Source organism: Aeromonas enteropelogenes, from assembly GCF_000819845.1.
Classification (GTDB): Bacteria; Pseudomonadota; Gammaproteobacteria; order Enterobacterales; family Aeromonadaceae; genus Aeromonas; species Aeromonas enteropelogenes.
Map to the genome: position 1 here is coordinate 76854 of NZ_CDCG01000028.1, position 23948 is coordinate 100801.

The 23948-nt window shown below is 59.9% G+C and carries 22 protein-coding genes; 14 read left to right on the forward strand and 8 right to left on the reverse strand.

Annotated features, from left to right (window positions below; genetic code table 11):
• Positions 1-6: 6 nt before the first annotated feature.
• The 5 genes from pcnB to thpR form a co-directional block, all read right to left on the reverse strand.
• Positions 7-1455, reverse strand: coding sequence for a polynucleotide adenylyltransferase PcnB (gene pcnB, locus BN1123_RS10740; RefSeq protein ID WP_042026936.1), 1449 nt, complete (start codon positions 1453-1455; stop codon positions 7-9).
• 81 nt (positions 1456-1536) lie between these two features.
• On the reverse strand, positions 1537-2457 hold the full coding sequence (gene gluQRS / locus BN1123_RS10745; RefSeq protein WP_042026938.1) for a tRNA glutamyl-Q(34) synthetase GluQRS: 921 nt from the start codon (positions 2455-2457) through the stop codon (positions 1537-1539).
• Between the two features lie 109 nt (positions 2458-2566).
• The gene (gene dksA, locus BN1123_RS10750) at positions 2567-3016 is read right to left on the reverse strand and encodes an RNA polymerase-binding protein DksA (RefSeq protein ID WP_005335644.1); all 450 of its coding nucleotides are present in this window, start codon (positions 3014-3016) and stop codon (positions 2567-2569) included.
• A 119-nt stretch (positions 3017-3135) separates the two neighbouring features.
• The gene (sfsA, locus tag BN1123_RS10755; RefSeq protein ID WP_042026939.1) at positions 3136-3879 is read right to left on the reverse strand and encodes a DNA/RNA nuclease SfsA; all 744 of its coding nucleotides are present in this window, start codon (positions 3877-3879) and stop codon (positions 3136-3138) included.
• 4 nt (positions 3880-3883) lie between these two features.
• Positions 3884-4417 (reverse strand): RNA 2',3'-cyclic phosphodiesterase, encoded by a 534-nt coding sequence (gene thpR, locus BN1123_RS10760; RefSeq protein ID WP_042026941.1) that lies wholly within the window; start codon positions 4415-4417, stop codon positions 3884-3886.
• A gap of 177 nt (positions 4418-4594) precedes the next feature.
• Here thpR and hrpB point away from each other — a divergent pair, with 177 nt between their 5' ends.
• The 4 genes from hrpB to ppa all read left to right on the forward strand — a co-directional run bounded on the left by hrpB (position 4595) and on the right by ppa (position 10726).
• Positions 4595-7048, forward strand: a complete 2454-nt coding sequence (gene hrpB, locus BN1123_RS10765; RefSeq protein ID WP_042026942.1) for an ATP-dependent helicase HrpB — start codon at positions 4595-4597, stop codon at positions 7046-7048.
• 156 nt (positions 7049-7204) lie between these two features.
• A complete protein-coding gene (gene mrcB / locus BN1123_RS10770) occupies positions 7205-9526 on the forward strand; it encodes a penicillin-binding protein 1B (RefSeq protein WP_026456953.1) in 2322 nt (773 codons plus the stop codon).
• Between the two features lie 63 nt (positions 9527-9589).
• A complete protein-coding gene (gene gloA2, locus BN1123_RS10775; RefSeq protein ID WP_042026944.1) occupies positions 9590-9991 on the forward strand; it encodes an SMU1112c/YaeR family gloxylase I-like metalloprotein in 402 nt (133 codons plus the stop codon).
• Between the two features lie 204 nt (positions 9992-10195).
• The gene (gene ppa, locus BN1123_RS10780) at positions 10196-10726 is read left to right on the forward strand and encodes an inorganic diphosphatase (RefSeq protein ID WP_042026945.1); all 531 of its coding nucleotides are present in this window, start codon (positions 10196-10198) and stop codon (positions 10724-10726) included.
• Positions 10727-10751: 25 nt separating this feature from the next.
• Here the strand turns inward: ppa and BN1123_RS10785 are convergent, their stop codons facing one another.
• The gene (locus BN1123_RS10785) at positions 10752-11099 is read right to left on the reverse strand and encodes a hypothetical protein (protein ID WP_042026947.1); all 348 of its coding nucleotides are present in this window, start codon (positions 11097-11099) and stop codon (positions 10752-10754) included.
• Positions 11100-11238: 139 nt separating this feature from the next.
• Between BN1123_RS10785 and BN1123_RS10790 the strand changes: the two genes are divergently transcribed.
• The 10 genes from BN1123_RS10790 (at position 11239) to BN1123_RS20915 (ending at position 21012) form a co-directional block, all read left to right on the forward strand.
• Positions 11239-12120: a hypothetical protein gene (locus BN1123_RS10790; RefSeq protein ID WP_042026948.1), complete on the forward strand. Its 882-nt coding sequence runs from the start codon at positions 11239-11241 to the stop codon at positions 12118-12120.
• 220 nt (positions 12121-12340) lie between these two features.
• Entirely contained in the window at positions 12341-12883 is a 543-nt protein-coding gene (locus tag BN1123_RS10795) for a YtfJ family protein (protein WP_026458078.1), read from the forward strand.
• Between the two features lie 44 nt (positions 12884-12927).
• Positions 12928-13224, forward strand: coding sequence for a DUF2607 family protein (locus tag BN1123_RS20910; protein WP_082037527.1), 297 nt, complete (start codon positions 12928-12930; stop codon positions 13222-13224).
• A gap of 27 nt (positions 13225-13251) precedes the next feature.
• Positions 13252-13830: a DUF2796 domain-containing protein gene (locus tag BN1123_RS10805; protein ID WP_042026951.1), complete on the forward strand. Its 579-nt coding sequence runs from the start codon at positions 13252-13254 to the stop codon at positions 13828-13830.
• A 4-nt stretch (positions 13831-13834) separates the two neighbouring features.
• Positions 13835-14524, forward strand: a complete 690-nt coding sequence (locus BN1123_RS10810; RefSeq protein WP_042026953.1) for an ABC transporter ATP-binding protein — start codon at positions 13835-13837, stop codon at positions 14522-14524.
• Positions 14518-15765 carry an ABC transporter permease gene (locus BN1123_RS10815; RefSeq protein ID WP_042026954.1) on the forward strand — a complete coding sequence of 416 codons (1248 nt, stop codon included), beginning with the start codon at positions 14518-14520 and terminating at the stop codon, positions 15763-15765. The genes BN1123_RS10810 and BN1123_RS10815 overlap by 7 nt, the downstream gene beginning before the upstream one ends.
• Before the next feature lie 35 nt (positions 15766-15800).
• Positions 15801-16271, forward strand: a complete 471-nt coding sequence (locus BN1123_RS10820; protein ID WP_026457751.1) for a DUF3299 domain-containing protein — start codon at positions 15801-15803, stop codon at positions 16269-16271.
• A 103-nt stretch (positions 16272-16374) separates the two neighbouring features.
• On the forward strand, positions 16375-17235 hold the full coding sequence (locus BN1123_RS10825) for a TIGR03899 family protein (protein WP_042026956.1): 861 nt from the start codon (positions 16375-16377) through the stop codon (positions 17233-17235).
• Between the two features lie 242 nt (positions 17236-17477).
• Positions 17478-19115, forward strand: coding sequence for a methyl-accepting chemotaxis protein (locus tag BN1123_RS10830; protein ID WP_042026957.1), 1638 nt, complete (start codon positions 17478-17480; stop codon positions 19113-19115).
• A 601-nt stretch (positions 19116-19716) separates the two neighbouring features.
• On the forward strand, positions 19717-21012 hold the full coding sequence (locus tag BN1123_RS20915) for a hypothetical protein (protein ID WP_082037528.1): 1296 nt from the start codon (positions 19717-19719) through the stop codon (positions 21010-21012).
• Positions 21013-21285: 273 nt separating this feature from the next.
• On the opposite strand, the gene cysC is transcribed toward BN1123_RS20915, so the two are convergent.
• Complete coding sequence (gene cysC, locus BN1123_RS10835) at positions 21286-21879, reverse strand: adenylyl-sulfate kinase (protein ID WP_042026959.1); 594 nt, start codon at positions 21877-21879, stop codon at positions 21286-21288.
• Between the two features lie 344 nt (positions 21880-22223).
• The gene (locus BN1123_RS10840; protein WP_042007068.1) at positions 22224-23948 is read right to left on the reverse strand and encodes an SLC13 family permease; all 1725 of its coding nucleotides are present in this window, start codon (positions 23946-23948) and stop codon (positions 22224-22226) included.

A 23948-nucleotide genomic window follows, 5' to 3' on the forward strand; every position in this document is an offset into this window, starting at 1 on the left:
CCGTGGTCACTCGGCGGCGGCTTTCGGCTTGCGACGGCGGGGACGGCGGCGGTTGCGGCCATTGCCGTTGCGCTTCTCGCCGGCCGGGGCACGATCGCCACCGCGGGTCGCTTCCCGCTGCAATTGCGGGCGCACGTCCGGATTGGAGGCCACATAGCGCTCCCACCAGCTGGAGAGCTCGCCGAGGCCGCGCTCGACCCGGTTGCGCAGCAACAGGAAGTCAAACGCCGCACGGAACTTGGGGTGCTCCATGGTGCGCTCGGGGTGACGGCCCTGACGGCGGGTCAGCCTCTGCTGCAGCGCCCAGATGTCGCGCACGTCCGTGGTGAAACGACGGGGCACGGCGATGATCCGCACCTGGGTGTCCAGCACCTCGTTGACCGCCAGCATGAAGGCGTCATACCAGGGCAGGCCGCTCTCGTTCTCCAGCACCCGACCACGGGCCTCGACACAGCCCCACAGCAGGGTGGCATACAGGAAGGCGGGTGTAACCCGCTTCTCTTCACGCACACGGGTATCGGTATCGATCAGCGCCTGCTCGATGAACTGCTCGTAAGGGGAGTTGCCGTGCGGGGTAAAGAGCGCGGCCACCTGAGGGAACAGTTGCTGGAACAGGCCGTACTCGCGCAGCAGCTTGTAGGTCGCCAACGCATCGCCGGCCAGGAACAGCTTGAGGGTCTCCTCGAACAGACGAGCGGCCGGAATATCCTGCAGCAGCGGCGCCAACTCCCTGATGGGGGCAGCGGTGCGCGGGCTGATGGTCATATCCAGCTTGGCGGCAAAGCGCACGGCGCGCAGCATCCGCACCGGATCTTCGCGGTAGCGGGTCTCGGGATCGCCAATAAGCTCCAGCTTGCGCTCCGCCAGATCTTCCAGCCCGCCCTCGAAATCGTGCAGGGTGAAATCCTTGGCGCTGTAGTAGAGGGCGTTGACGGTGAAGTCGCGGCGCTCGGCATCCTCTTCGATGGTGCCGTAGACGTTGTCACGCAGCAGCATGCCTTCATCAGACTGGGCCGACACATGTTTGCTGGTATTGACCTGATGGTGGTGACCCCGGAAGGTGGCCACTTCGATCACGTCACGACCAAAGACGATGTGGGCCAGGCGGAAGCGACGGCCAATCAGGCGGCAGTTGCTGAACAGTGCCTTGATCTGCTCCGGCGTCGCATTGGTGGCGATGTCGAAATCCTTTGGCGTCTTCCCGAGCAGCAGATCCCGGACTCCGCCGCCGACCAGGTAGGCGTCATAGCCTCCCTTGTTCAGGCGATAGAGCACCTTGAGTGCATTTTCGCTGATCTCTTTGCGCGAAATCGGGTGCTGATCACGGCTCAAGGTACGACGTTGACCGGCGACACGGGCCGGAATGGGGGACTCCACCGACTGCTCGCCGTCTTCCTTGCCGAGCACCTTGCGGCAAAAGTTTGCGATCTGGGAAAAAATGGTACACCTCTTCATGACTTCTAAATTGACGGGAGGCCAAAAAATAGCGGCCTATCATAGCTCAGCACTTATCAAATGAAAAACCGAATGGCCCGCTCAGCCAGTCTCCAGCGGGATCTTCTGGCAGGAGGGGACGCGTGCGAGCCGCCAGTTAGCCACGGCCCAGCGGATCATCTCCGCCACCGGACTCGCCATCAGCTCGGGCGGCGGGCACTGGCCGAGAAAATGCAGGGCCCGCCACAGGGCCGGACGCACCTCGTCTTGTGCCAGCGCCGGGGCATGGTTCTGCTTGGAGAGCTTGTTGCCATCCGCCAGCACCGCCAGTGGCAGATGCACCCAGTCGGGCACCCTGGCCCCCAGAGTCTGGTAGAGGGCAACCTGGCGCACCGTGGGCTCCAGCAGATCGGCACCGCGCACTATCTCGGTAATGCCACTATCCATGTCATCCACCACCACCGCCAGGTTGTAGGCATAAAGCCCATCCCGGCGCCGGACGATGAAATCCTCCTCCGCCAGAGCAGCAGGCACCTCTATATGTCCCTGCAACCCATCCTCGAAGTGATAGACGGGGTGACGCTGGCGCAGGCGGGCAGCGACGCCCTGCGCCCCCCCTGTCACCGAGAGGCCCAGCTCGCGGCAGTGGCCGTTGTAAAAACCGCCGCTGGCCATGATCTCGCGCCGGGTACAGCGGCACCAGTAGAGATCGCCGGCCCGATAGAGCTGGTCGATGATCTCGTCATAGCGGGCATGGCGCCGGCTCTGGTACATCACTTCCCCATCCCACTCGAGGCCATACGCTTCAAGGGTCTGCAGGATAAGGTCGGCAGCTCCCGCCATCTCTCGCGGCGGATCTATGTCTTCGATGCGCACCAGCCAGCGCCCGCCCCGGGCCCTGGCCTGCAGAAAGCTGCCGAGGGCCGCAATCAGGGAGCCAAAATGGAGCGGCCCCGACGGAGAGGGGGCAAAGCGGCCGACATAGGAGCTCGTTTGGGATGACAAAGGGGCATTCACTGGCATGGCGATTCGGGTAAACAACTCATTGAGGCTGCATTCTGGATGGCGCCACCCAAAAGCTCAATAAAAAAGGGAGCCTGCAAGCTCCCTTTCATCGTTCAGACGGACACCATCAACCGGCCATCTGCTTTTCCTTGATCTCGGCCAGCGTCTTGCAGTCGACACAGAGGTCGGCGGTCGGACGAGCTTCCAGACGACGGATGCCGATCTCGATGCCGCAGTGCTCGCAGTAACCGAAATCATCGTCTTCAAGCAGCTGCAAGGTCTTCTCGATCTTCTTGATCAGCTTGCGTTCACGATCGCGAGTACGCAATTCGAGAGCGAACTCTTCCTCTTGCGCGGCACGATCCACGGGATCCGGGAAGTTGGCAGCCTCGTCCTTCATATGATCAACGGTGCGGTCAACTTCCTGCATCAGTTGGTTGCGCCAGGCACCCAGGATCTTGCGAAAATGCGCCTTCTGTTGGTCATTCATGTACTCCTCACCCGGTTTTTCCTGGTAAGGGGCGACACCCGCAATGGCCAGGGGGCCCAGAGATTTCCTGTTTTCGCCTGTTGGCATGCCCTGTCTCCTAATTCAGCACGCTACCCGTGCCATCCATAAATTGAGGGCGACATCTATAGCAGAAGGGTAACGGGTAAGCAAACGAGCCGTACCAATTATGTTACCCACTCCAATATTTATGAACTCCCCTCGGGTAGCAGGTGGCTGGCTTCAAACGGGATAAATCCTTGAGCCACCATGCCTTGCACCCCAACATGGGGCCGATAGCATAAAATTTCAACCCCTGCCGCAATTGACTGCTCAATTAGCAGACTATAGTGCGGATCTATATGGGCTGCAGGCCTCATTCTGGTTATTCCCGAGTGCAACACCATAAACAGCAGCACGGCCCTGTGCCCCGCCGCCTTCATGGCCATCAATTCACGCAAGTGCTTGGCGCCGCGGGCGGTCACCGCATCGGGGAAGTACCCCATGCCGGCCTCTTCCCGCTCGTCCAGCAGGGTCACTGACTTCACCTCGATGTAACAACTGGGCCTTTCATCATCTTCCAGCAACAGATCGATACGGCTGTTCTCCTCGCCATATTTCACCTCGGTGCGCAGGCGGGCATAGCCGGCCAGCGGCGCTATGGCCCCCTGCTCGATAAGCTCGCGGGCGATCTGGTTGGCGCGGGCCGTGTTGACGCAGATGAAGTGTCCCGCCGGGCTCTCGGCAATTTCCCAGCTGTGAGGCAACTTGCGCTTGGGGTTATCGGAAGTGGAGTACCAGACCCGGGTGCCCGGTTCGGCGCAGCCGGTCATGGCACCGGTGTTGGCGCAGTGGATGGTGATCTGCTCGCCGTTATCCAGCGCCACATCGGTGAGGAAACGCTTGTAGCGGGCGACCAGCTGGCCCGATTGCAGCGGCGGTTCAAATATCATGGGGTCATCCTCTCTCTTCTTCTTTAACCCGGGCGCGCAGCGGCCAGCAGGCGAGCGGCTCGTAACGCACGCCATCCGAGGTAGAAACCGACTGGTAGAGGCAGAAGCGATCGGCCTGCAGCACAAAATCCGGCGCCGGCAGGGTGGACGGCGCCTCGCTCGCCTTGCGCGACAGGGTGACATGGGGCCGATAACCCTGCTCGCCATTGCCAAGGCGCAGCTTCTCGCCGTGACGGCGCAGTGCCCGGGCCAGCACGTTGAGATCGTTGGGCCACTCTTTGGGGCCGATCCAGGCCGCCTTGGCCCGGCCAAACCAGCCGGTCTCGTTCAGGTGAATGGCAAGCGGCGGACAGTGCTGGCGATCCACGGCGGCGATGAGGCGACGGGTGGTCACCTCGTCCGCCTCCCCCAGAAACGCCAGAGTCAGGTGAAGGTTCTCCCCGGGAACCGGTTGGCCTGGCCAGGGCAACCGGTCACGCCAGGCGATGAGTTCGGAAGCAAGTCCCTCGACGGGCAGAGCAAAGAAGAGTTTGGCCATTGCGCGGATAGATGCCTTTTTTCGTTCATGGAGGGGCCATTCTATGGCAGCGGGGCGGCGCCTGTCTCGGCGTCCGGCCGAGCAATGTCCGTCCCGGTCACAGGCGCTCACGGTAGTGGCTGGGGTTGTGGCAGAATAAGCGCCGTTTTGAAGGTGCCACAGAAGGTTTTCATCGCTTTGTCCCAGCTTCCCATCGAGTCGGTGCTGCCCGCACTGTTTGCCGCCATCGACCAGCATGCCTCCGTGATCCTGCAGGCGCCCCCTGGCGCGGGCAAATCGACCCTGCTGCCGCTGGAGCTGGTACGCCAGCACCGGCTGCCAGGTCGCATCATCATGCTGGAACCCAGACGCCTTGCAGCGCGCAATATCGCCAGCTTTCTCGCCCGCCAGCTCGGCGAGAAGGTGGGCGAGCGCATCGGCCTGCGGGTGCGTGGCGAGAGCCGCACCAGTGCCACCACCCGGCTCGAAATCGTGACCGAGGGGGTACTGACCCGGATGCTGCAGCAGGATCCCGAGCTCAGTGGCGTCTCCCTGGTCATCTTCGACGAGTTTCATGAGCGCAGCCTCCATGCCGATACCGCCCTGGCCTTTGCCATCGAGAGCCAGCAGGGGCTGCGCGGCGATCTCAAACTGCTGGTGATGTCCGCCACCCTGGATGGCATGGCCCTCGAGACCCTGCTGCCGGATGCCCCCGTCATTCGCTCCGAGGGGCGCGGCTTTCCCATCGACTACCACTACCGCCCCGCCAATCGCCAGCAGTGGCTGGAACCCCAGGTGGGCGCCGTGGTGCTGGAGGCACTGGCGGCTCACGATGGCAGCCTGCTGGTGTTCCTGCCCGGGCAGGGTGAAATCGAGCGACTGGCGCAATGGCTGGCCGAACGCCTGCCGGAAGAGGTGCTGCTCGCCCCCCTCTACGGTCGCCTCGACATGGCGGCGCAGCAGGCGGCCATCGCACCGGCACCGGCGGGTCGCCGCAAGCTGGTGCTCACCACCAACGTGGCTGAGACCTCCCTCACCATCGAGGGGATCTCCGTGGTCATCGACAGCGGGCTGGAGCGACGGGCCTCGTTCGATCTGAAAAGCGGCATCACCCGGCTGGAGACCCGGCCGATCGCCAGATCCTCCGCCACCCAGCGGGCCGGACGGGCCGGGCGTCTTGGCCCGGGCGTCTGCTACCGGCTCTGGAGCAGCGAGGTGCAAGAGCGGCTCGCCGAACAGAGTCCGCCCGACATCCTCACCCAGGAGCTGACCGGTCTGTTGCTGGATGCCGCCCAGTGGGGCGCCAAGGTTGACGATCTGCCGCTGCTGGACAAGCCCCCGGCGGCGGCCGTGGCCAGCGCCCAACGGCTGCTGGTATCCCTCGGCGCCATGAAGGCAGAAGGCGAGCAGCAACTCACCCCGGCCGGCCGCGCCATGGCTGCATTCGGTACGCACCCGCGCCTCGCCCGCATGTTGCTGCGGGCCCGCGAGCTGGAGCGCGAGGGTCTGACAGGGATTGTCGCCGATGCCGCTTTCCTGGTGGCGCTGCTGGAAGAGGATCTGCGAGGATCGGAGCGCCTCTCCGTGCTGTTCCATCGCCGTCAGGGGGCCCTGCGCCAGGGCGCCGCCCGCTGGTTCGAGCGCCTTGGCACAAGGCCTGCGGCGGCGCAAGGTCAGTGGTTGGGGCTGCTCTGCGCCCTCGCCTGGCCGGATCGCATCGGCAAGCTGCGCAGCGCCAGTCGTTATCAACTCAGTGGTGGGGTGAGCTGCGATCTGGTAGAAGGTCATCCATGCCAGGGGCAAGGGGCGCTCATCGCCATTGAGATGGGGCAGAACGAGCGCGGCAGCCGCATTTTCATCGCCGAACCCGTTGAACTGGAGGAGCTGGTGCGCCAGTTGCCGGAACTGGTGAGCGAGCGCCAGTGGTTTGACTGGGACGAGCGGGAGGAGCGGGTGCGGGCCGAACGCCAGCAGGTGATCGGCGAACTGGTGCTGAGCCAGCGGCCGCTCACCGAGCTCTCCGATGAGCAGAAGGGGCGCTGCCTGCTGCAGGGGATCCGGCGCAAGGGGCTGCACGTGCTGCCCTGGGACGAGGGGAGCGAAGGGCTGCTGGCTCGTCTGCGCTGCGCCCGCGACTGGCTGCCGGATGAAGCCTGGCCCGCCATGGACGAGGAGAGTCTGCTGGCGACCCTTGAGCAGTGGCTGCTGCCGGCGGTAAGCGGCATGACCCGGCTGGAGCAGCTCAAAAAGCTCGCCCTGACCGAGATCCTGCGCCAGTCCCTGCCCTGGCCGCTGCCCAGACGGCTGGACGAGGCGCTGCCAAGCCACTTCACGGCGCCGACCGGCAGCCGGGTGCGGATCCGCTATCAACCGGGTCAGGCCCCGGTGATCCCGGTGCGCATTCAGGAGATGTTCGGTCAAGCGGCCACCCCCTGCGTGGCCGATGGCCGGGTGCCCCTGGTGGTGGAGCTGCTCTCCCCCGCCCAGCGGCCGCTGCAGATCACCGCCGATCTCGCCGCCTTCTGGGCCGGCTCCTACGAGCAAGTAAAAAAAGAGATGAAGGGACGCTACCCCCGCCACTACTGGCCGGACAATCCGCTGGAAGCGATGCCGACCAGGGTCACCAAGAAAAAGATGGGGCTGCAGGAGTAGCCCGCGAATGTCGGCCTGATGACAGGCCACGCGCCGGGGCAGCCAATGCTGCCCCGGCGAGCAGGATCAGTTCATGGCAGGGAGCATGCCCGCTTGGCCACAGAGGCCGGCGAGGCATGACCCCGCAATGGCTACATAACAAGTAAAAGAGGATTCATGGCAACCCAACGACGCAAACGCACGCCCAAGAAGGCGGCGGCTCCCAAGCGCACCATCTGGCGCAAGCTGTTCTGGCTTGGCTTCAAGCTCTCCCTGGTGGGGGCCGCCTTTATGGTGGTTTTCGGTATCTATCTCGATACCAAGGTGCGCGAGCGGTTTGACGGCGAGAAGTGGCAGCTGCCGGTAATGGTCTACAGCCGACCGCTGGAGCTCTACCCTGGGCAGCGCCTGTCGCGGGATCAGATGGTGCGCGAGCTCAACATGCTGAGCTACAAGCGGGTGCGCCAGCCCCATACCCCGGGCGAGTACACCATCAACGGCAATCGCATCGAGCTGGTGCGTCGCCCGTTCGAGTTTTATGACGGCGCCGACGGTGCCCGCGGCCTGCGCCTCTCCTTCAACGGCCCCCGTCTGGAGCAGATCCAGTCGCTGGAGAACCAGCGCCAGCTCGGCTACGCCCAGATGGACCCGGTGCTGCTCGATCGCCTCAACACCGAGGATCGGGAGGATCGCCTGCTGGTACGCCTCTCAGAGGTGCCTGACAGCCTGCTGGTGACCCTGCTCACCACGGAAGACCGTGAGTTCTACCAGCATGGCGGCGTCTCGCCGGTGGCCATCATGCGCGCCATGTTTGCCAACCTGGTGGCGGGGCGCACCGTGCAGGGGGGCAGTACCCTGACCCAGCAGCTGGCCAAGAACTTTTTCCTGACCCGTGAACGCAGCCTGTGGCGCAAGCTGCAGGAAGCCTACATGGCAGTGCTGATCGACTATCGCTACAGCAAGGACGAGATCCTGGAGTCCTACCTCAACGAGGTCTATCTGGGGCAGAACTTCTCGCAAGGTGTCTACGGCTTCGGGCTCGCCTCCTACTTCTACTTCGGCATTCCGGTCAACGAGCTGGATATCGATCAGGTCGCCCTGCTGGTGGGCCTGGTGAAGGGCCCCTCCTATTACGATCCCTGGCGCTTCCCGGAGCGGGCCAAGGCGCGCCGCGACCTGGTGCTAAAACTCCTGATGGATCACGGCAGCCTGACCCAGGCCGAGTATGAGCTGGCCAGCAAGCAGCCCCTTGGCATCATCGCCCGGGGCCAGATGAGCTATGGCCGCACCCCGGCCTTCATGGGCCTGCTCAAGCGGGAGATCCAGAGCCGCTTCGGCTCAGATCTACTCAAGCAGTCCGGACTCAAGATCTTCACCAGTCTGGATCCCATCGCCCAGCACGCCGCCGAGCGGGCGGTCGAGTCTGGCCTGGCCCAGATCGAGAAACAGCGGGGCAAGAAGAAGCTGGAGGCGGCCATGGTGGTCTCCGACTGGCACAAGGGGGAAGTAGTAGCACTGGTGGGTGGCCGGGATCCCCGCTACGCCGGCTTCAACCGGGCGCTGGATGCCCGCCGCCAGATAGGCTCTCTGGTCAAGCCGGCGGTCTACCTGACCGGTCTCTCCAACGGACTGACCCTGGCGACCCCGCTCAAGGATCAGCCGATCCGCATTCGCGGCCAGGATGGCCAGCTGTGGACACCGCAAAACTACGATCGCAAGTTCCGCCAAAGCGTGCCGCTGATGGATGCGCTGGCCAGCTCCCTCAACGTGCCGACCGTCAATCTCGGTCTGCAGGTGGGGCTGGAGAAGGTGGTAGACACCCTGCACAAGATGGGGGTCGAGCAGGAGATCCAGCCCTATCCGTCCCTGGTGCTGGGGGCAGTCGCCTTGTCACCGCTGGAGGTGAACCAGATGTACCTGCCCATCGCCAACCGCGGGCTGACCCAGCCGCTGTCGGCCATCCGTGCCGTAGTGAAGGGGGATGGCACCCTGATTTATCGCCATGACGAGGGGGCCAAGCAGGTGACGGATCCCCAGGCAAGCTGGCTGACCCTGTTTGCCATGACCAAGACGGTGAGCCAGGGTACGGCACGGGCCCTCAGCGCCCGGTTCCCCGGCGCCACCATGGCGGGCAAGACAGGCACCACCAACGAGCTGCGCGACTCCTGGTTTGCCGGGCTGGACAACAACGAGCTGGTGAGCGTCTGGGTCGGTCGCGACGACAACACCCCGGCGGGACTGACCGGCTCCAGCGGTGCCCTGCAGCTGTTCAGTGGCTATATGAGCCAGCGCGGCGTCAACAGCCTGGGACTGAAGACGCCGGAAGGGGTAAGCTGGGCCAACTTCTCCCGTGCCAGCGGCGCTCATGTTGCCAGTAACTGCCCGGGCATCCTGCAGGTGCCGGCCAAAACCGCCACTCTGGGCACCCCGATCAGCTGCGCCAGCAGTCCCTCACCGCGCAGCACGCTGGACGAGTGGTTCGGTGGCTTCTTCAACTAACAGGACGAGACGGGCAGCCCAGGCTGCCCGTTGATTATTTATTCCCGCAGACAAGGAGTCATCATGACCTTGCCACTGTTTGAGGCCATCCACCATGTGGCCATCATCGCCAGCGATTACGAGCGCTCGCGCCACTTTTATCACCAGGTGCTGGGGCTGCCCATCATCTGCGAAACCCTGCGCGAAGCCCGCCAATCCTGGAAGCTGGATCTGGCCCTGCCGGATGGCAGCCAGCTGGAGCTGTTCAGTTTCCCGAATCCCCCCGCCCGCCCTTCTCAACCTGAAGCCTGCGGCCTGCGCCATCTCGCTTTTCGAGTCGGCGATATCGATCGGGTCATTGCCCATCTGCAACGCCACGGCCTCGAGGTGGAGGCTGTGCGGGTAGACGAGCTGACCGGCAAGCGCTTTACCTTCTTCGCCGATCCCGATGGGTTGCCGCTGGAGCTTTACGAGTCAGTTTGCTGAGTGCCGGAGGTGGTCGCAACCTCTGCAAACCCACGGCAGGCGAGGAAAAACTCGCCACTTTGTTGTATCAAGGGGGTATCAAAGCCGCACGGCGAACGAGTCCATCAATGGCATGCGGCCAATGACCGTTGAAAGATGGTCATTTAACATCACATCGCTATAATATCCGCCTGCAAACCTGATACTAACAATCAAGGAATTATCATGAGCCTGAACCTGGTACCGGCTGGCAAGAGCCTGCCCGACGATATCTACGTCATCATCGAAATCCCGCAGAATGCCGACCCGATCAAATACGAAGTCGACAAGGACAGCGGCGCAATTTTCGTGGATCGCTTCATGTCTACCCCCATGTTCTATCCGTGCAACTACGGCTATGTGAACGCGACCCTCTCCCTGGATGGTGACCCCGTCGACGTACTGGTTCCGACCCCCTACCCGCTGCTGGCCGGCTCCGTCATCCGCTGCCGCCCGGTTGGTGTACTGAAGATGACCGACGAATCTGGCGAAGATGCCAAGATCGTTGCCGTGCCGCACTCCAAGCTGACCAAGCAGTACGACCACATCCAGGATGTGAACGATCTGCCGGAGCTGCTGCGCGCCCAGATCCAGCACTTCTTCGAGCGCTACAAAGAGCTGGAAGCAGGCAAGTGGGTCAAGGTAGAAGGCTGGGGCGACAAGGCCGAAGCCGAAGCCGAGATCAAAACCTCTGCCGAACGTTACGCTGCCCAGTAAGCGTACCGGTCGATAAAAAGGCGCCTTATGGCGCCTTTTTTATGGATGGTGACGATGGCTGGCCGGACATTTCTCCGCCAGGATTCCCCTGAATATATATTTCCCGTCCATCTTGCTGGTAGGGGCGATAGTAGTTTCCCCCGCAGCGATACCCTCCCCCCTGCTGACTCATCAGCTCGCAATTGACCGGCAATACTTCCAACCACTTGATAGCCTGCTGGAAGCGCAACCACTCCTGCCACTCATGCTCGCGCGCCAGCTGATCCCGCAGGGCAAAGGCATCTATTTTCTCTCCACCCTTGCTGACAATCACCGGCCCGGCCAGCGCCGGCAGGCTCAGCAAGCCAAATAGCCATATCATCAAAAGCTTCATATCCCCTCCAGAGCGACTTAATTTCACAATTAAATTTAAAGGCGCATCAATCTGTTATCCCGATCACAAAACGAAACATCCTCAAACCGCCGCCGGCTCACCTAGTTGTTAATTATCGTTCCCGGCAGGAAGCATCACCATGAAGCCGCTACCCGGTCTGCTGTTAAGCCTGAACCTGTGCACCTGCGCCATCGAGGCCAGCGAGATCAACCTGAGCTGGCAGTGGCAATCGAGCGATGGCCAATTCAAACACTTCCAGCTGACCACCGACGATCGGGTGATGGCCGCCAGTCGCCACGATATGAACCTGCTCGACGCCTCCCTCACCAACCCGCTGGAGACCCTCTACGCCTACATAAGCCCGCGCCTCTACAACAGCATCAACCTTATCAACCAGAACAGTCCGGAGACCGCCACCAAGTTTCGCAATCTGGAACAAGCCTTCACGGTCCACGACGACAGCGTGGAGTCGCTGCTCTTCTGGCAAGCCTACCAGCAGTATCAGGACGATGCGTTTTACCAGATGCGGGTGATCCCTTGCGTACATCCGGCCAACCGCAAGCTCCCTTGCGTGCGCCCCGATTACTCCCAGCTCTTTTATCACTTCAAGAGCGATCTCAAGCCGCTGGCACGGCAGTTCGCCGCCAAGGATCTGGCCACCAGCATCAATCTGCTGCAGGAGTGGCTTAACGCCATCCCGACCCGCCCGGAACAGATGGATCACTTCGCACCGCCGTTGCAGGCCCTGCAGGAGAACAAGGCGGACAGCGACGAGAAGGCGCTGCTAATGGCAAGCCTCTTGGCCGAACTGGCACCGCAATACGTGCTCAGCATCATCTACCCGAATATCAGCATCGGCAGTGTCTCCCCCGCTTGGCTGGCCATCACCGCAGACAGCGGCGTGCCCGGCGATATTGTGGTGATCAACAACCAACGCCACGTCTTGCTGACAGGCTCCCCCCTGCTGGCCCAACAGATGACCATGGCCAGGATCCCCCTCATCAGCGAGTCCCTCTACTGACCCTGACACCTCAGACCAGCCGCCAATTCATTGATTTTTATTGCTCCCATGCCATTCTTGCCGCCCTTGCCAGCCAGTCTCCTGACTGGCGGGGCGTCTGGCTATCCATCTCACGATCTGATTTAACACTTTTTAAACAGATCCGATCAGTTTAGGATGAAACTCGCCCATTCCCTCAACCAGCAACTCGTTATAACATAACAAATGGAGTGTCATCCGGATGAAACATCTCGTACTTACTCTGGCGCTGCTGCCCTGCCTGGCCTTTGCCCACAACATCAAGGAAGCGAGCCAGGTGCCGCTGGTCAATATCAGTGACAAGGGCGAGCTGGTGCTCAATGGCAAGGAGATTGGCTATCAGCCGTGGCAGAGCAAGGCGCTCAGCGGCAAAGTATTCATGATCCAGCACATCGCTGGCCGCTCCAGCGCCAAGGAGCTCAACGCCCCCATGATAGAGGCGATCAAGGCTGCCAAGCTGCCTCACGACAAGTACCAGACCGTCACCATCATCAACAGCAATGACGCCATCTGGGGCACTTCGGGCTTTGTGAAGAGCAGTGCCGAAGACAGCAAGAAAGAGTTCCCCTGGTCCGCCATCGTGCTGGATGCCAAGGGCATGGCACGCAATGCCTGGGATCTGGCACCGGAAAGTTCAGCCATCATCCTGGTAAATAAAGATGGCAAGGTGCTGTTTGCCAAAGATGGCCAGCTCGATGCCAACAACATCGCAACCGTGATGGGGCTCATCCAGTCCCATCTCTGATATCAGAGAGAAGGGCGCGAATGGCGCCCTTCTCATAAGGGTCTATGGGTCGTTTCAAGCGAATAATCTGGGTCTTGCTGCTGGGCTGGTTGTGGTTGCAACCCGCCCTGGCCCAGCACCCCCTTGACGCCTCCCTGCCCGGACACGATCACCACTGCCTGATCTGCGCCCTCCATCTGGATGGCAATCAGGCTATCCCTCCTTCGATTCAACTCCTTCCCCCCACCGCCACCTGGTGGCAGCCTGTCGACATCATACCGACGGTACCTCCTCGCCAGGTCGCTCACGCCTATGCCATCCGTGCTCCGCCCCGCACTGCTTTCCTGTTCCCATCCATCTGAATTATTTGTTTTTTAAAAGGATTCACAATGAAAGCAGTTACCCTGTTGCTGGCCGTAGCGGCCTTTGGTGCACACGCACATCACGACGAACACGACGGCCATGGCCACGGTGCCCACGAGCACGGTCACGGCCACCTCAATCTGGTGCTCGACGGCAACCAGCTGATGCTGGAATTTCAGGCCCCCGCCGCCGATCTGGTGGGATTCGAGCACGCGGCAAAGAACGATGAAGAGAAGGCGCAATACGCCAGGGCGGTGGATCGCCTAAAACAGCCGGACACCCTGTTTCGCTTCGCACCGGCGGCGGGCTGCAAGCTGACCCAGCAGGAAATCAACGCGGCCAATAAAGAGCATGACCATGACCATGACCATGACCATCAAAAGTCTGACGACGGCCACGATGATCACCAGCACAATGAGGCTGGCCACGCCGATATAGGCGCCATGTATACCTATACCTGCGCGCTGCCGGACAAGCTCGCCGGGCTGGAGGCCACCCTGTTCAGCGTCTATCCAACCCTGGAGAAGCTGAGCGTGCAGGGTATTTTGCCCACTGGCCAGACCGCAGCCGAGCTGACCCCCTCCGCTAACCAACTGAGCTGGTAACGTCATGAAAAACACCGTGGTTGAGATCCGCGATCTGGCCTTTGCCTGGCCGGGTCATGAGGCTGTACTCGATCTGCCCGCCCTCACCATCACAGAGGGTGAGCGGGTGTTTATCAAGGGCCCCTCGGGCTCCGGCAAGTCGACCCTGCTCGGGTTGCTCGCCGGGATCCAGACCGCCAACCACGGCACCATGGAGGTGCTGGGCCAACCGCTGGCCCGGCTCTCCGGCCGTGCCCGTGACCGGTTCCGGGCGGCCAATCTGGGTTACATCTTCCAGCAGTTCAACCTGCTGCCGTTTTTATCCGTTCTCGACAACGTCACCGCCGCCCTCACCTTCTCCCCCGAGAAGCGGGCGCGTCTGCACGGCAGTGCTGACGCCGAGGCCCGGCGCCTGTTGACGGAACTGCAGCTGCCCGAAGAGGCGTTGCACAGGCCCGTCCATGCCCTTAGCATCGGCCAGCAGCAGCGGGTGGCCGCCGCCCGCGCGCTGATCGGCTCACCGCCGCTGGTGATCGCCGATGAGCCCACCTCGGCCCTAGACACCGACAACCGGGCCGCCTTTATCAAGCTCCTGTTCGAGGAGTGCGACAAACAGGGCTCGACCCTCATCTTCGTCAGTCATGACCCCTATCTGGAGCCCCTCTTCCCCCGGGTGGAAAACCTGCAACAGCTGAACAGGAGGGCCACATGCTGAAACTCGCCCTGCAAAGTCTCTGGGCCCGTCGCCTCACCGCCGGCCTCACCTTGCTAGCGGTCGCCATCAGCGTCACCCTGCTGCTCGGGGTGGAGCGGGTGCGCAACCAGGCGCGCGAGAGCTTCGCCAATACAGTATCGGGAACCGATCTCATCGTCGGCGCCCGCTCCGGCCAGGTGAATCTGCTGCTCTATTCTGTGTTTCGCATCGGCAATCCCACCAACAACGTGGGTTGGGATGCCTATCAGGCCATCAAGACCAGACCCGGCATCGCCTGGACCATCCCCCTCTCCCTCGGCGACTCCCACAAGGGCTTTCGGGTGCTCGGCACCAATGGCGACTACTTCACCCACCTCAAATACGGCCGGCAGCAGTCGCTGCAGATGAAGGAAGGGCGCCCGTTCGATACGCCGTTCGAAGCCGTGCTTGGCGCCCAAGTCGCCGAGAAGCTCGGTTATCACCTGGGGCAGTCCATCGTCATCGCCCACGGCGCCGGCAACACCTCGTTCAGCCAGCACGACAACCTGCCGTTCAAGGTGGTGGGCATTCTGGCACCGACCGGCACGCCCATCGATCGCACCATCCACGTGCCACTGGCCGGCATCGAGGCAATCCATCTGGGCTGGGACACAGGCCGCCACAGCAAAAATGTGACCGCCGAGCAGGCGCTGGCCCAGGATCTGACCCCCAAGACCATCACTGCCTTCATGGTGGGCCTCAGCAACCGGATACTGGCGTTCCAGCTGCAGCGCAGCGTCAACACCTACCGGGGTGAGCCGCTGATGGCGATCCTGCCGGGCGCCGCCCTGCAGGAGCTGTGGAGCCTGATGAGCGTGGCTGAAACGGCGCTCTCGGTGATCGCCGGTTTCGTGGTGGTGGCGGGCCTTATCGGCATGCTGACCACCTTGCTGGCCGGACTCAACGAGCGGCGCCGCGAGCTCGCCATTCTAAGATCCCTCGGCGCCGGACCGGCCCACCTGTTCCTGCTGCTGACGCTAGAGGCGATGGCCCTCACCACAGCGGGCATCGCCCTCGGGGTCGCCACCCTCTATGCCGGACAGGCCCTTGCCACCCCCTGGTTGCTCGGTCACTATGGCCTGCAATTGAGCCTGGGACTGCCGAGCGCCTACGAGTGGCAACTGCTGGGGCTGGTGTGGCTGGCGGGCATGGTGATAGGCCTGTTGCCCGCCGCCCGCGCCTACCGCTACAGCCTGAGCGATGGCATGAGCATCCGCGTCTAGTGATGACGCCGTGAACAACAAGAGAAGGACACACGATGAAGTGGAAAATCGCGGCGCTGCTGGCCAGCCTGCTGGTGCTGCCGGCCCTGGCCGCCGACTACAAGACCATCGACTGGGATGTGCTGATCCCGGAAGGGGAGAAACTGCTGCCACCGCCCCAGGTCAATCACGAAGATCCCATGTCGGTACCACAACCGGTCGGGGGCGTGAACAAGAAGCTGGACAGCCAAGATGTGCGCATTCCGGGCTTCGTGGTGCCGCTGGAAGGGGATGCCAAAACCATCACCGCCTTCCTGCTGGTGCCCTACTTCGGCGCCTGCATCCATGTGCCGCCGCCCCCTACCAACCAGGTGATCTATGTGAGCTACCCCAAGGGGGCACCGGTGGATGATCTGTGGGACGCCATCTGGGTGAAAGGCAAGATGCACACCGTCAGCTCCAGCCACGAGATGGCCACCGCCTCCTACTCGATGGATGCGGTCGAGGTGAGCGTTTACGAAGAGTAAGAGTCAGATCTCAAAAAAAGCGGCCTCTGTGGAGGCCTCTTTGTTATCTTGCTCCCCGGCTTGGAGTAACATTCCCCCCTGAACCTGTGCTAATGGAGTCAGCATGGCCGATCTGCCCCCACCCAAGAAAGAGAGTTCCATCCTGAGCAGCCAGGAGCAGACCCTGCGCCTGGCCCGCAGCCGTGGCATCGACGGTATGCTTACCCGCAACACCGACAGCACCTTCGAGCAGCGTGCCACCTTTCGCCAGCTGGCGGATCAGGCCGCCCGCCAGCGCAACCTGGAAGCCATCATGGTGATGGCCTCCCGCCACTGTGCAGAGACTGCCGCCGGCGGCGAGATGGACAGCGATTGGCTGACCCGCTTCCTGCAACTGGCGGAAGACATCAGCATGGTGCCCATGCAGCAGCTGTGGGGCCGCATCTTCGCCATCGAGGTCGCCACGCCGGGGCGCTTCTCCATCCGCGCCCTGACCACCCTGAAAGAGATGACCCAGCGCGAGGCCCAGCTGTTCCAGCGACTCTGCTCCCTCTCCTGCCACTATCTGGGCAGCGACGAGCAGCGCCTGCTGCTGGGGCTGCACAAGGGGGGCAGCCTGCTCAGCCGCGCCAAGGTGACCCGCCTCGGCCTTGGCAAATACCGGCTACCCTACAACGCCCTGCTGCAGCTGTTCGAACTCGGCCTGCTGCACCGCGGCGAACTGGAATCCGGCCCCCTACCCGCTGACGGGGTGGAGCTGGAGTTTGGCAACCAGCGCTGGCACCTGCACCACAAACAGGCCAACCTCACCCTGCTCTACTACCGCCTGACTCCGGTCGGCAACGAGCTGGCCCAATTGCTGCAAGAGCCGCCGCTGGAAGAGTATCTGCAGGACCTCAAAACTGTGCTGGCGCAGGGGATGCAGATCGAAGTTCAGCCACTCGTCAATGACTCCCCCTCTGCCGAACCCGATCCCCACCCCTGATCCTCTGGCGGGGCGGCACACGCCCTGCCACTTGCGGCTCCCGACCGGGCCGACATGGCTCGCAAGCGCAATAGACCCCGGGGTACATTTTCCGGCCCCCTTGCGGATGATAAATACGAGAGCCTCGTATGGAATTAGTCCGTTAATAAGATACAAATCAATTGCATTTTTTGGTGGCACCTACATGGCAATGAGTCTTGATGTAGATCAAAATTCAACCACTACTGCTCGGGAGCCAAGCCATGCGAGTCAATCAACCGATTACCCAACGCGAACGCCTCTACCCGGATCACCAGAACCTCATCTCCACCACGGATCTGGAAAGCCGCATCACCTATGCCAATGAGGAGTTCTGCGATATTGCGGGCTTCACGCCGGACGAGCTGATTGGGCAGCATCACAATATGGTCCGCCACCCCGATATGCCCAAACAGGCCTTCGCCGATCTTTGGCGCCACATCAAAGAGGGTAAATGCTGGATGGGGCCGGTAAAAAACCGCTGCAAGAATGGCGATCACTACTGGGTCAGCGCCTTCGTCACCCCCATCAAGGATGCCAGTGGTCGGGTGGTCGAATATCAGTCGGTACGTACCGCGCCAAGCGAAGAGCTCAAGCAGCGAGCCGAACGTATCTATGCCGATCTGCGCAATGACAAGCTGCCGCTGGCACTCAAGCTGCCGACCTTCTCCCACACCCTGACCATCAACCTCTGCCTGCTGGTGAGCCTGATTGCCATGCTGAGCCTGGAATACAACCGCGAGATGAGCTGGCATCTGGCACTGGCAGCTCTCCCGCTGGCACTGGCCGCCATCGTTATCAATTGTCTCTCCCGTCGCCTGGGCAAGCTCAACAAGATGGCCCGCAGCCGCTTCGACAATCCTCTGATGCAACTGCTCTACACCAACAAGGTGGACAACGTCGCCGCCATCGAACTTTCCATGATAATGAATCAGGCCGAGTTCAATGCCGTACTGGCGCGTACCGAACAGACCTGCAGCATCATTCTGCAGGCTGCCGAGGGCGATCTGCGCAATGCCGAGTCCATCACCAACAACCTGCAGCAACAGCAGGGTGAGACCAATCTGGTGGCCACCGCCGTCAACGAGATGTCGGAGTCAATCCGCGAGGTCTCTCACAGCTCCAGCGAATCCTCCAGTCTGCTGGACGAGACTGCCGATCTGTTCAAGGACGGCAATCGCAGCGTGACCGAAACGGTGACTGCCGTGGCCGGTATGAACAGTGAACTGATGACCTCCAAGAGCGTGATCAATGCCCTGGTCGGCCACTGCCGGGATATCGACGGCATTCTCGACGTGATCAACAACATCGCCAACCAGACCAACCTGCTGGCTCTCAATGCCGCCATCGAGGCCGCCCGGGCCGGCGAGGCAGGCCGAGGGTTCTCGGTCGTCGCCGACGAAATTCGCGCGCTGGCCATCAAAACCCAATCCTCCACCAGCGAAATCCAGAAGATGATCACCGAGCTGCAAACCAGTGCCGCCAATGCCGAGCATGCGATGGAGAAAGGTTGCCAACTGTCGGAGAGCTGCCAGCAGAAAGCGTCGGCCACCGGCACCATACTGCAGCAGATCAACAGCATGCTGCAGCAGGTCTCCTCCGGCAGCGGCCAGATTGCCCAGGCGGTACAGGAACAATTTCACGTCACGGAAGAGATCAACCGCAATGTGCTCAGCATCAAGACCCTGGCCGATGACTCCAGCGTCGGCAGCCAGCACGCCGTGCACGGCATCACCCGGCTGGTGAACCAGTTAAACGATCTCGACCGGCTGGTGCGCCAGTTCCAGAAAGCCCCCCCGGCCACCCAGCGTCGCCACGAAATGCCGCTTGCAGACGCCGTGCCGGTACGCCAAGCCAGATAACCCCCACGAGCAATCGCCGCAGAAAAACCATATGGGTCCGCAGGCCCATATGGTTTTTTAATGCCAGCAAGCAACCGGCAAACTGATTGGCGACCGCCCAGATTTCACCTCCCGACTTTACCTCCCTCTCTGGTGCGCGCTCGTTGTTGAGATGCCCCACCCCCACCCGCTATTGATTAATTTATTGATATTGCTCAGAAAGCGAGTGTTTCCCGCTTTCCACCATAACCCCGTTCGGTAACATAGTCGCTTGGCAACCGTCTTATCGGAGTCACCTATGTCCCAGACCAGAGCCACACCACGGGTCACAAGCAGCAGACTGGAGGCTGAAATTCAGGGGCGGTAGCTTTGTCTGATAAATCAGGTAAGCAAGTGGCGACATACCAAATATCACTCAATATGGTGACTGATTTATTGTCTACAAACACGTCAAGAAAGACATATCAACATATATCCTATCCAGTCTCTTTGAACTATAGTGTTGATGGATAAATTAAGGATGGCCACCACTTTTAATTGCCACAAAAAACATAATCCAAATGTTTATTTGGAATAGATTAACAATCCTTCATACTAAAAATTAGGCGCATTAGAGAATTAAATGAAAAGAGCAAACATTTTTTACGTAACGATTTCTGTACTTGTTCTACTTTCCTCTTGTCTTGCAGTATGGATACATTATCTAAACGAAGGAAAAGATCTACTTAATTTCACAATATCAATAGTAGGGTTTTGCATTGCATTATTGGCTTTATTTATTGCTGTCCGCACATACACATCAATTGACAGTGTTAATAATATAAGCAAAATGGATGGCAACATTCTTGACAACGAAAACTATGTCACCTCACTACCTGAGTTAATTAGTCATTTTAAATCTCAAAATGAAAAGGACCTTGACAATAAAATCTTTGAATCAATAGAATACAAGTTAAAAAAAGAATCTCATACCGCAGTGCATTTTGCTGATACATTGCAGTATATAATCGATCTAATTGTAATCTTTCCCGCTGTTTTTAACGCATCTGATACTGATAGAAAGCGCTATAAAGAACGCATGGAGAGCATACTAAACAATATAGATAAGCGACGTAAAATTCTATACTCAATCAGTAAAGGGAATTCCATTCAAATTACCGAGTCCATCAAACTATTTAAAGCTGTTGTAGCTTATCAACGTTTTGTTTCAGATGGAAATTTCAATATTCATGCTGATCTTCTTCATGTTCGAGGACCGATACTTCGTAACCCTGTTACTAAAACTATCTATCACAATTATCTTGGCTTGTATTACAACAAAAAAGGTATGCATTTACTGCGTGAGTCTCTAAAAATAGAATCTACAGATATGCTATCAATTAAGGGACTTAATCTTATAAATACAAAACTTGCTTCTCTCTCCCCCCCCATTCGAGAAGAGATTACTATGTATTTAACATCTGCATGTAAACAGTTTGACAAAGCTATTGACATATCAAAGGAAGACGTAATGTGGCCTGGATTCATAAATTATAATAAAAGCAGGACATTGTATTTTTTAAATTTACTGTCCACTATAGATAATAACTGGCTAGATATTATTGATGATGCCATTGACTCTCGCTCTAGATTGAATCGACTAATCGATGAGATTCTAACCACAAACAGTAAAAATCACACAACAATAACAAACACTCATTTGCGTCAATTTTTTCTTTATCAAGAAGAGCTTGCTCGCATGGTAAAATTAAATATGCTTCTTGCTGAAAAAAATAAGAACAGCAATGCATCACCTATCGTATATAGAGGTTTAGACATTAATAACATCCATATTGATGACTTAAAAAAATCATTCATAGCAACAAATTGCTTCCCCATAATAAAATCATACCAAGATATGATTATTGAAACACTATAAGACAGGATTGGAACACCATCCATGTTAAGCAAATAGCTACCTTAATAACTGAGTCTTTCTTCTTTGAGACAGAAAGTTCGGCATCTGTCCTTATTTCGACAGATTGTTAAGTATCAGGTTCACTGTATATTGAGGAAGCTTATTATCATCTATATTATCAATAGCTCTCTTCAGATTAATGGTGATGACAAAAAAGGAAATCATTGGCAGGAAAGCAATAAACAAGGGGGCGAACGCCCCTTGTTTATCAATAATCCGTCCAGACAATCAACCTCAGTCGATCAACCCTCGCTGCCTTAGAGCAGTAATCAACTCATCCACCAGTACCTCCACCGGTTTACCGGCATTAAGCAGATGGATTTCCGGCTGTTCGGGCGCCTCGTAGGCGGAGTCGATACCGGTGAAATTACGGATCTCCCCCGCTCGCGCCTTTTTATAGAGCCCCTTGGGGTCTCGCTCTTCACACACGCTAAGGGGTGCATCGACAAAGACCTCGACAAACTCGTCTGGCCCCAAGAGGTTGCGCACCAGCGCACGCTCGGCACGGAACGGCGAGATAAAGGCGGTGAGCACGATCAGGCCCGCATCCACCATCAGTTTTGCCACCTCGCCGACCCGGCGGATATTCTCCTGACGGGCGGCGTCATCGAAGCCGAGATCGCCACAGAGGCCGTGGCGCACATTGTCCCCATCCAGCAGATAGGTGTGCTTGCCCGAGGCGGCCAGCGCCTGCTCCAGCGCCCCCGCCAGGGTGGACTTGCCCGCCCCGGAGAGCCCGGTAAACCAGATCACCAAGGGCTTTTGCCCCTTCTGCTCGGCCCGGCTCTGTTTGTCGACGGCATGGGCATGCCACACGATATTGCTCATCCAACACTCCTTGATTGGCGCTCACGCCTCAAAACTTAAACTGTCCGGCACCACAGGGAGCCGCCTCGGACTATCAGCCGACAACGTGCTGATGCCATGGCATTGCTCACCCAACACTCCTTGATTGGCGCTCACGCCTCAAAACTTAAACTGTCCGGCACCACGGGGAGCCGCCTCGCGATGAGGCGGCAAGGTGCTGATGCCCTGAGATTGCGCATGCAACCCCCCCTGATTGGCGCTCACGCCTGGATGCCAGTGCCCTGGCACTCCCCTGTGCCATAAGCAGCCTTGATAAAAGCCGCGTTAACATAAGCAGCCCTTAACACATCCCCCGGTATCAGACCTTAAAACGGAAACAGCAGGGGTACCATGACGATCACCCCGATGCTGTAGGCCAGGGAGACCGGCAGGGCCAGCTTGAGATAATCCGGCATCTTGTAGTTGCCCGCCGCATAGACCATCAGGTTGGTCTGGTAGCCGTAGGGCAGGATAAAGCTGGAACTCGCCCCGAACAGCACCGCCAGAATGAACGGCATGGTGGAGACGTCCATGCTGAGCGCCAGCTGGAATCCCATGGGGAAGGCCAGCGCCGCGGCGGCGTTGTTGCTCATCAACTCCGTCAGCACCAGGGTAAACAGATAGATTCCCACGAAGGCGATAAAGGGACTGGCCCCGTTGAACTCCCCCATCAGCCAGTCGGCGATGAGCTTGGCCAGGCCGCTCTTCTCCAGCTGATCGGCGATGGCGAGCGCCCCGCCCACCACCAGCCAGATATCCAGGGGAAAGCGGCGGCGGATCTCGTCCAGGGTCAGGATGCGGGAGAAGAGCAGCACCACCAGCATCACCAGCAGCCCCTTGAAGAGCGGCACCAGATCGAGCACCGACAGGGTCAGCACCCCGAGGAACCCCGCCACCACGGCGGCGCTGCGCGTGGCATCGAGCCGGGTGGAGGCCTCCAGCCCGCTCACTACCACGAACTCCCGGGAGAGGGACTTGTTGCCCGCAAACTTGGGGCCTGGGGCCAGCAGCAGGGTGTCCCCTGCGTGCAATTCAATCTGGCCGAGGCCGCCGGTGAGCTGGGTCTCGCCCCGGCGCACCGCCAGCACCACCGCATCGAAGTGGGTGCGAAACTCTGCATCCTTGATGGTCTGCCCCACCAGCCGCGAGCTGTGACTGACGATCACCTCCACCAGGTGCTGGCCGTTGAGCCGGTGCTGGCCGTAGAGATCCAGCCCCTTGAGCTCCTGCAGCACGCCGACGCTCTCCACATCGCCACAAAACAGCAGCATGTCCCCCTCATGCAGCTCGTGTTCCGGCTGCACCGGGCAGATCACCTGATTGCCACGGATGATCTCGGCGAGGTAGAGGCTTTTCAGGCTGCGCAGGCCGTTCTCCTTGACGCTGCGCCCGGCCATCGGCGAGCCGGGGCCTACCTTGGCCTCGAGAAAATAGCCGGATTCCCGGCTCATCTCGGTGTCCTGCTCCGGCAGATGACGGGCAAACAGCAGCACCGCGATAAGGCCGGTCAGCAGGGTCCCCGCCCCCACCATGAAGAAGTCGAACATGCCGAGCGGCTTGGCTCCCATCTTGATGAGGAAGCTGTTGACGATCAGGTTGGTGGAGGTGCCGATCAGGGTCAGCACGCCGCCAAAGGTCGCCGCGAAGCACATGGGCAGCAGCAACCGGGAGGGCGCATGGTTGGGGTTGCGCTTGACCGCCCCCAGCATGGAGGCCACCACGGCGGTGTTGTTGACGAAGGCCGACAGGAAGGCGGTGGAGAACCACACCTTCACCAGCACCTTGTTAAAGGAGCCGGTGCCCACCAGGTTGGCGAACCAGCTCATGACCCGGGTCTTTTCCACCGCGAGCGACACCAGCAGCAACAGCACCAGGGTCAGCAGGGCGCTGTTGGTGTAGCCCGCCACCACGGCGTTGATGTCCGCCAGGCCGCTCAGGTAGGTGATGAGCACGGCGCCCGAGAAGAGCAGCGCCGGCCGGAGTTTGCCCTGGATCAGCAGGGCGACGAGGGCAGCCAGCAGACCCAGCACCAGGGATTGTTGCCAGGTCAT

Coding starts and splice junctions, on each gene's coding strand:
- pcnB (WP_042026936.1), bottom strand. CDS start 1,455: ATGAAGAGGTGTACCATTTTTTCCCAGATCGCAAACTTTTGCCGCAAG.
- gluQRS (WP_042026938.1), bottom strand. CDS start 2,457: ATGCCAGTGAATGCCCCTTTGTCATCCCAAACGAGCTCCTATGTCGGC.
- dksA (WP_005335644.1), bottom strand. CDS start 3,016: ATGCCAACAGGCGAAAACAGGAAATCTCTGGGCCCCCTGGCCATTGCG.
- sfsA (WP_042026939.1), bottom strand. CDS start 3,879: ATGATATTTGAACCGCCGCTGCAATCGGGCCAGCTGGTCGCCCGCTAC.
- thpR (WP_042026941.1), bottom strand. CDS start 4,417: ATGGCCAAACTCTTCTTTGCTCTGCCCGTCGAGGGACTTGCTTCCGAA.
- mrcB (WP_026456953.1), top strand. CDS start 7,205: ATGGCAACCCAACGACGCAAACGCACGCCCAAGAAGGCGGCGGCTCCC.
- gloA2 (WP_042026944.1), top strand. CDS start 9,590: ATGACCTTGCCACTGTTTGAGGCCATCCACCATGTGGCCATCATCGCC.
- ppa (WP_042026945.1), top strand. CDS start 10,196: ATGAGCCTGAACCTGGTACCGGCTGGCAAGAGCCTGCCCGACGATATC.
- BN1123_RS10785 (WP_042026947.1), bottom strand. CDS start 11,099: ATGAAGCTTTTGATGATATGGCTATTTGGCTTGCTGAGCCTGCCGGCG.
- BN1123_RS10790 (WP_042026948.1), top strand. CDS start 11,239: ATGAAGCCGCTACCCGGTCTGCTGTTAAGCCTGAACCTGTGCACCTGC.
- BN1123_RS10795 (WP_026458078.1), top strand. CDS start 12,341: ATGAAACATCTCGTACTTACTCTGGCGCTGCTGCCCTGCCTGGCCTTT.
- BN1123_RS20910 (WP_082037527.1), top strand. CDS start 12,928: ATGGGTCGTTTCAAGCGAATAATCTGGGTCTTGCTGCTGGGCTGGTTG.
- BN1123_RS10805 (WP_042026951.1), top strand. CDS start 13,252: ATGAAAGCAGTTACCCTGTTGCTGGCCGTAGCGGCCTTTGGTGCACAC.
- BN1123_RS10810 (WP_042026953.1), top strand. CDS start 13,835: ATGAAAAACACCGTGGTTGAGATCCGCGATCTGGCCTTTGCCTGGCCG.
- BN1123_RS10815 (WP_042026954.1), top strand. CDS start 14,518: ATGCTGAAACTCGCCCTGCAAAGTCTCTGGGCCCGTCGCCTCACCGCC.
- BN1123_RS10820 (WP_026457751.1), top strand. CDS start 15,801: ATGAAGTGGAAAATCGCGGCGCTGCTGGCCAGCCTGCTGGTGCTGCCG.
- BN1123_RS10825 (WP_042026956.1), top strand. CDS start 16,375: ATGGCCGATCTGCCCCCACCCAAGAAAGAGAGTTCCATCCTGAGCAGC.
- BN1123_RS10830 (WP_042026957.1), top strand. CDS start 17,478: ATGCGAGTCAATCAACCGATTACCCAACGCGAACGCCTCTACCCGGAT.
- BN1123_RS20915 (WP_082037528.1), top strand. CDS start 19,717: ATGAAAAGAGCAAACATTTTTTACGTAACGATTTCTGTACTTGTTCTA.
- cysC (WP_042026959.1), bottom strand. CDS start 21,879: ATGAGCAATATCGTGTGGCATGCCCATGCCGTCGACAAACAGAGCCGG.
- BN1123_RS10840 (WP_042007068.1), bottom strand. CDS start 23,948: ATGACCTGGCAACAATCCCTGGTGCTGGGTCTGCTGGCTGCCCTCGTC.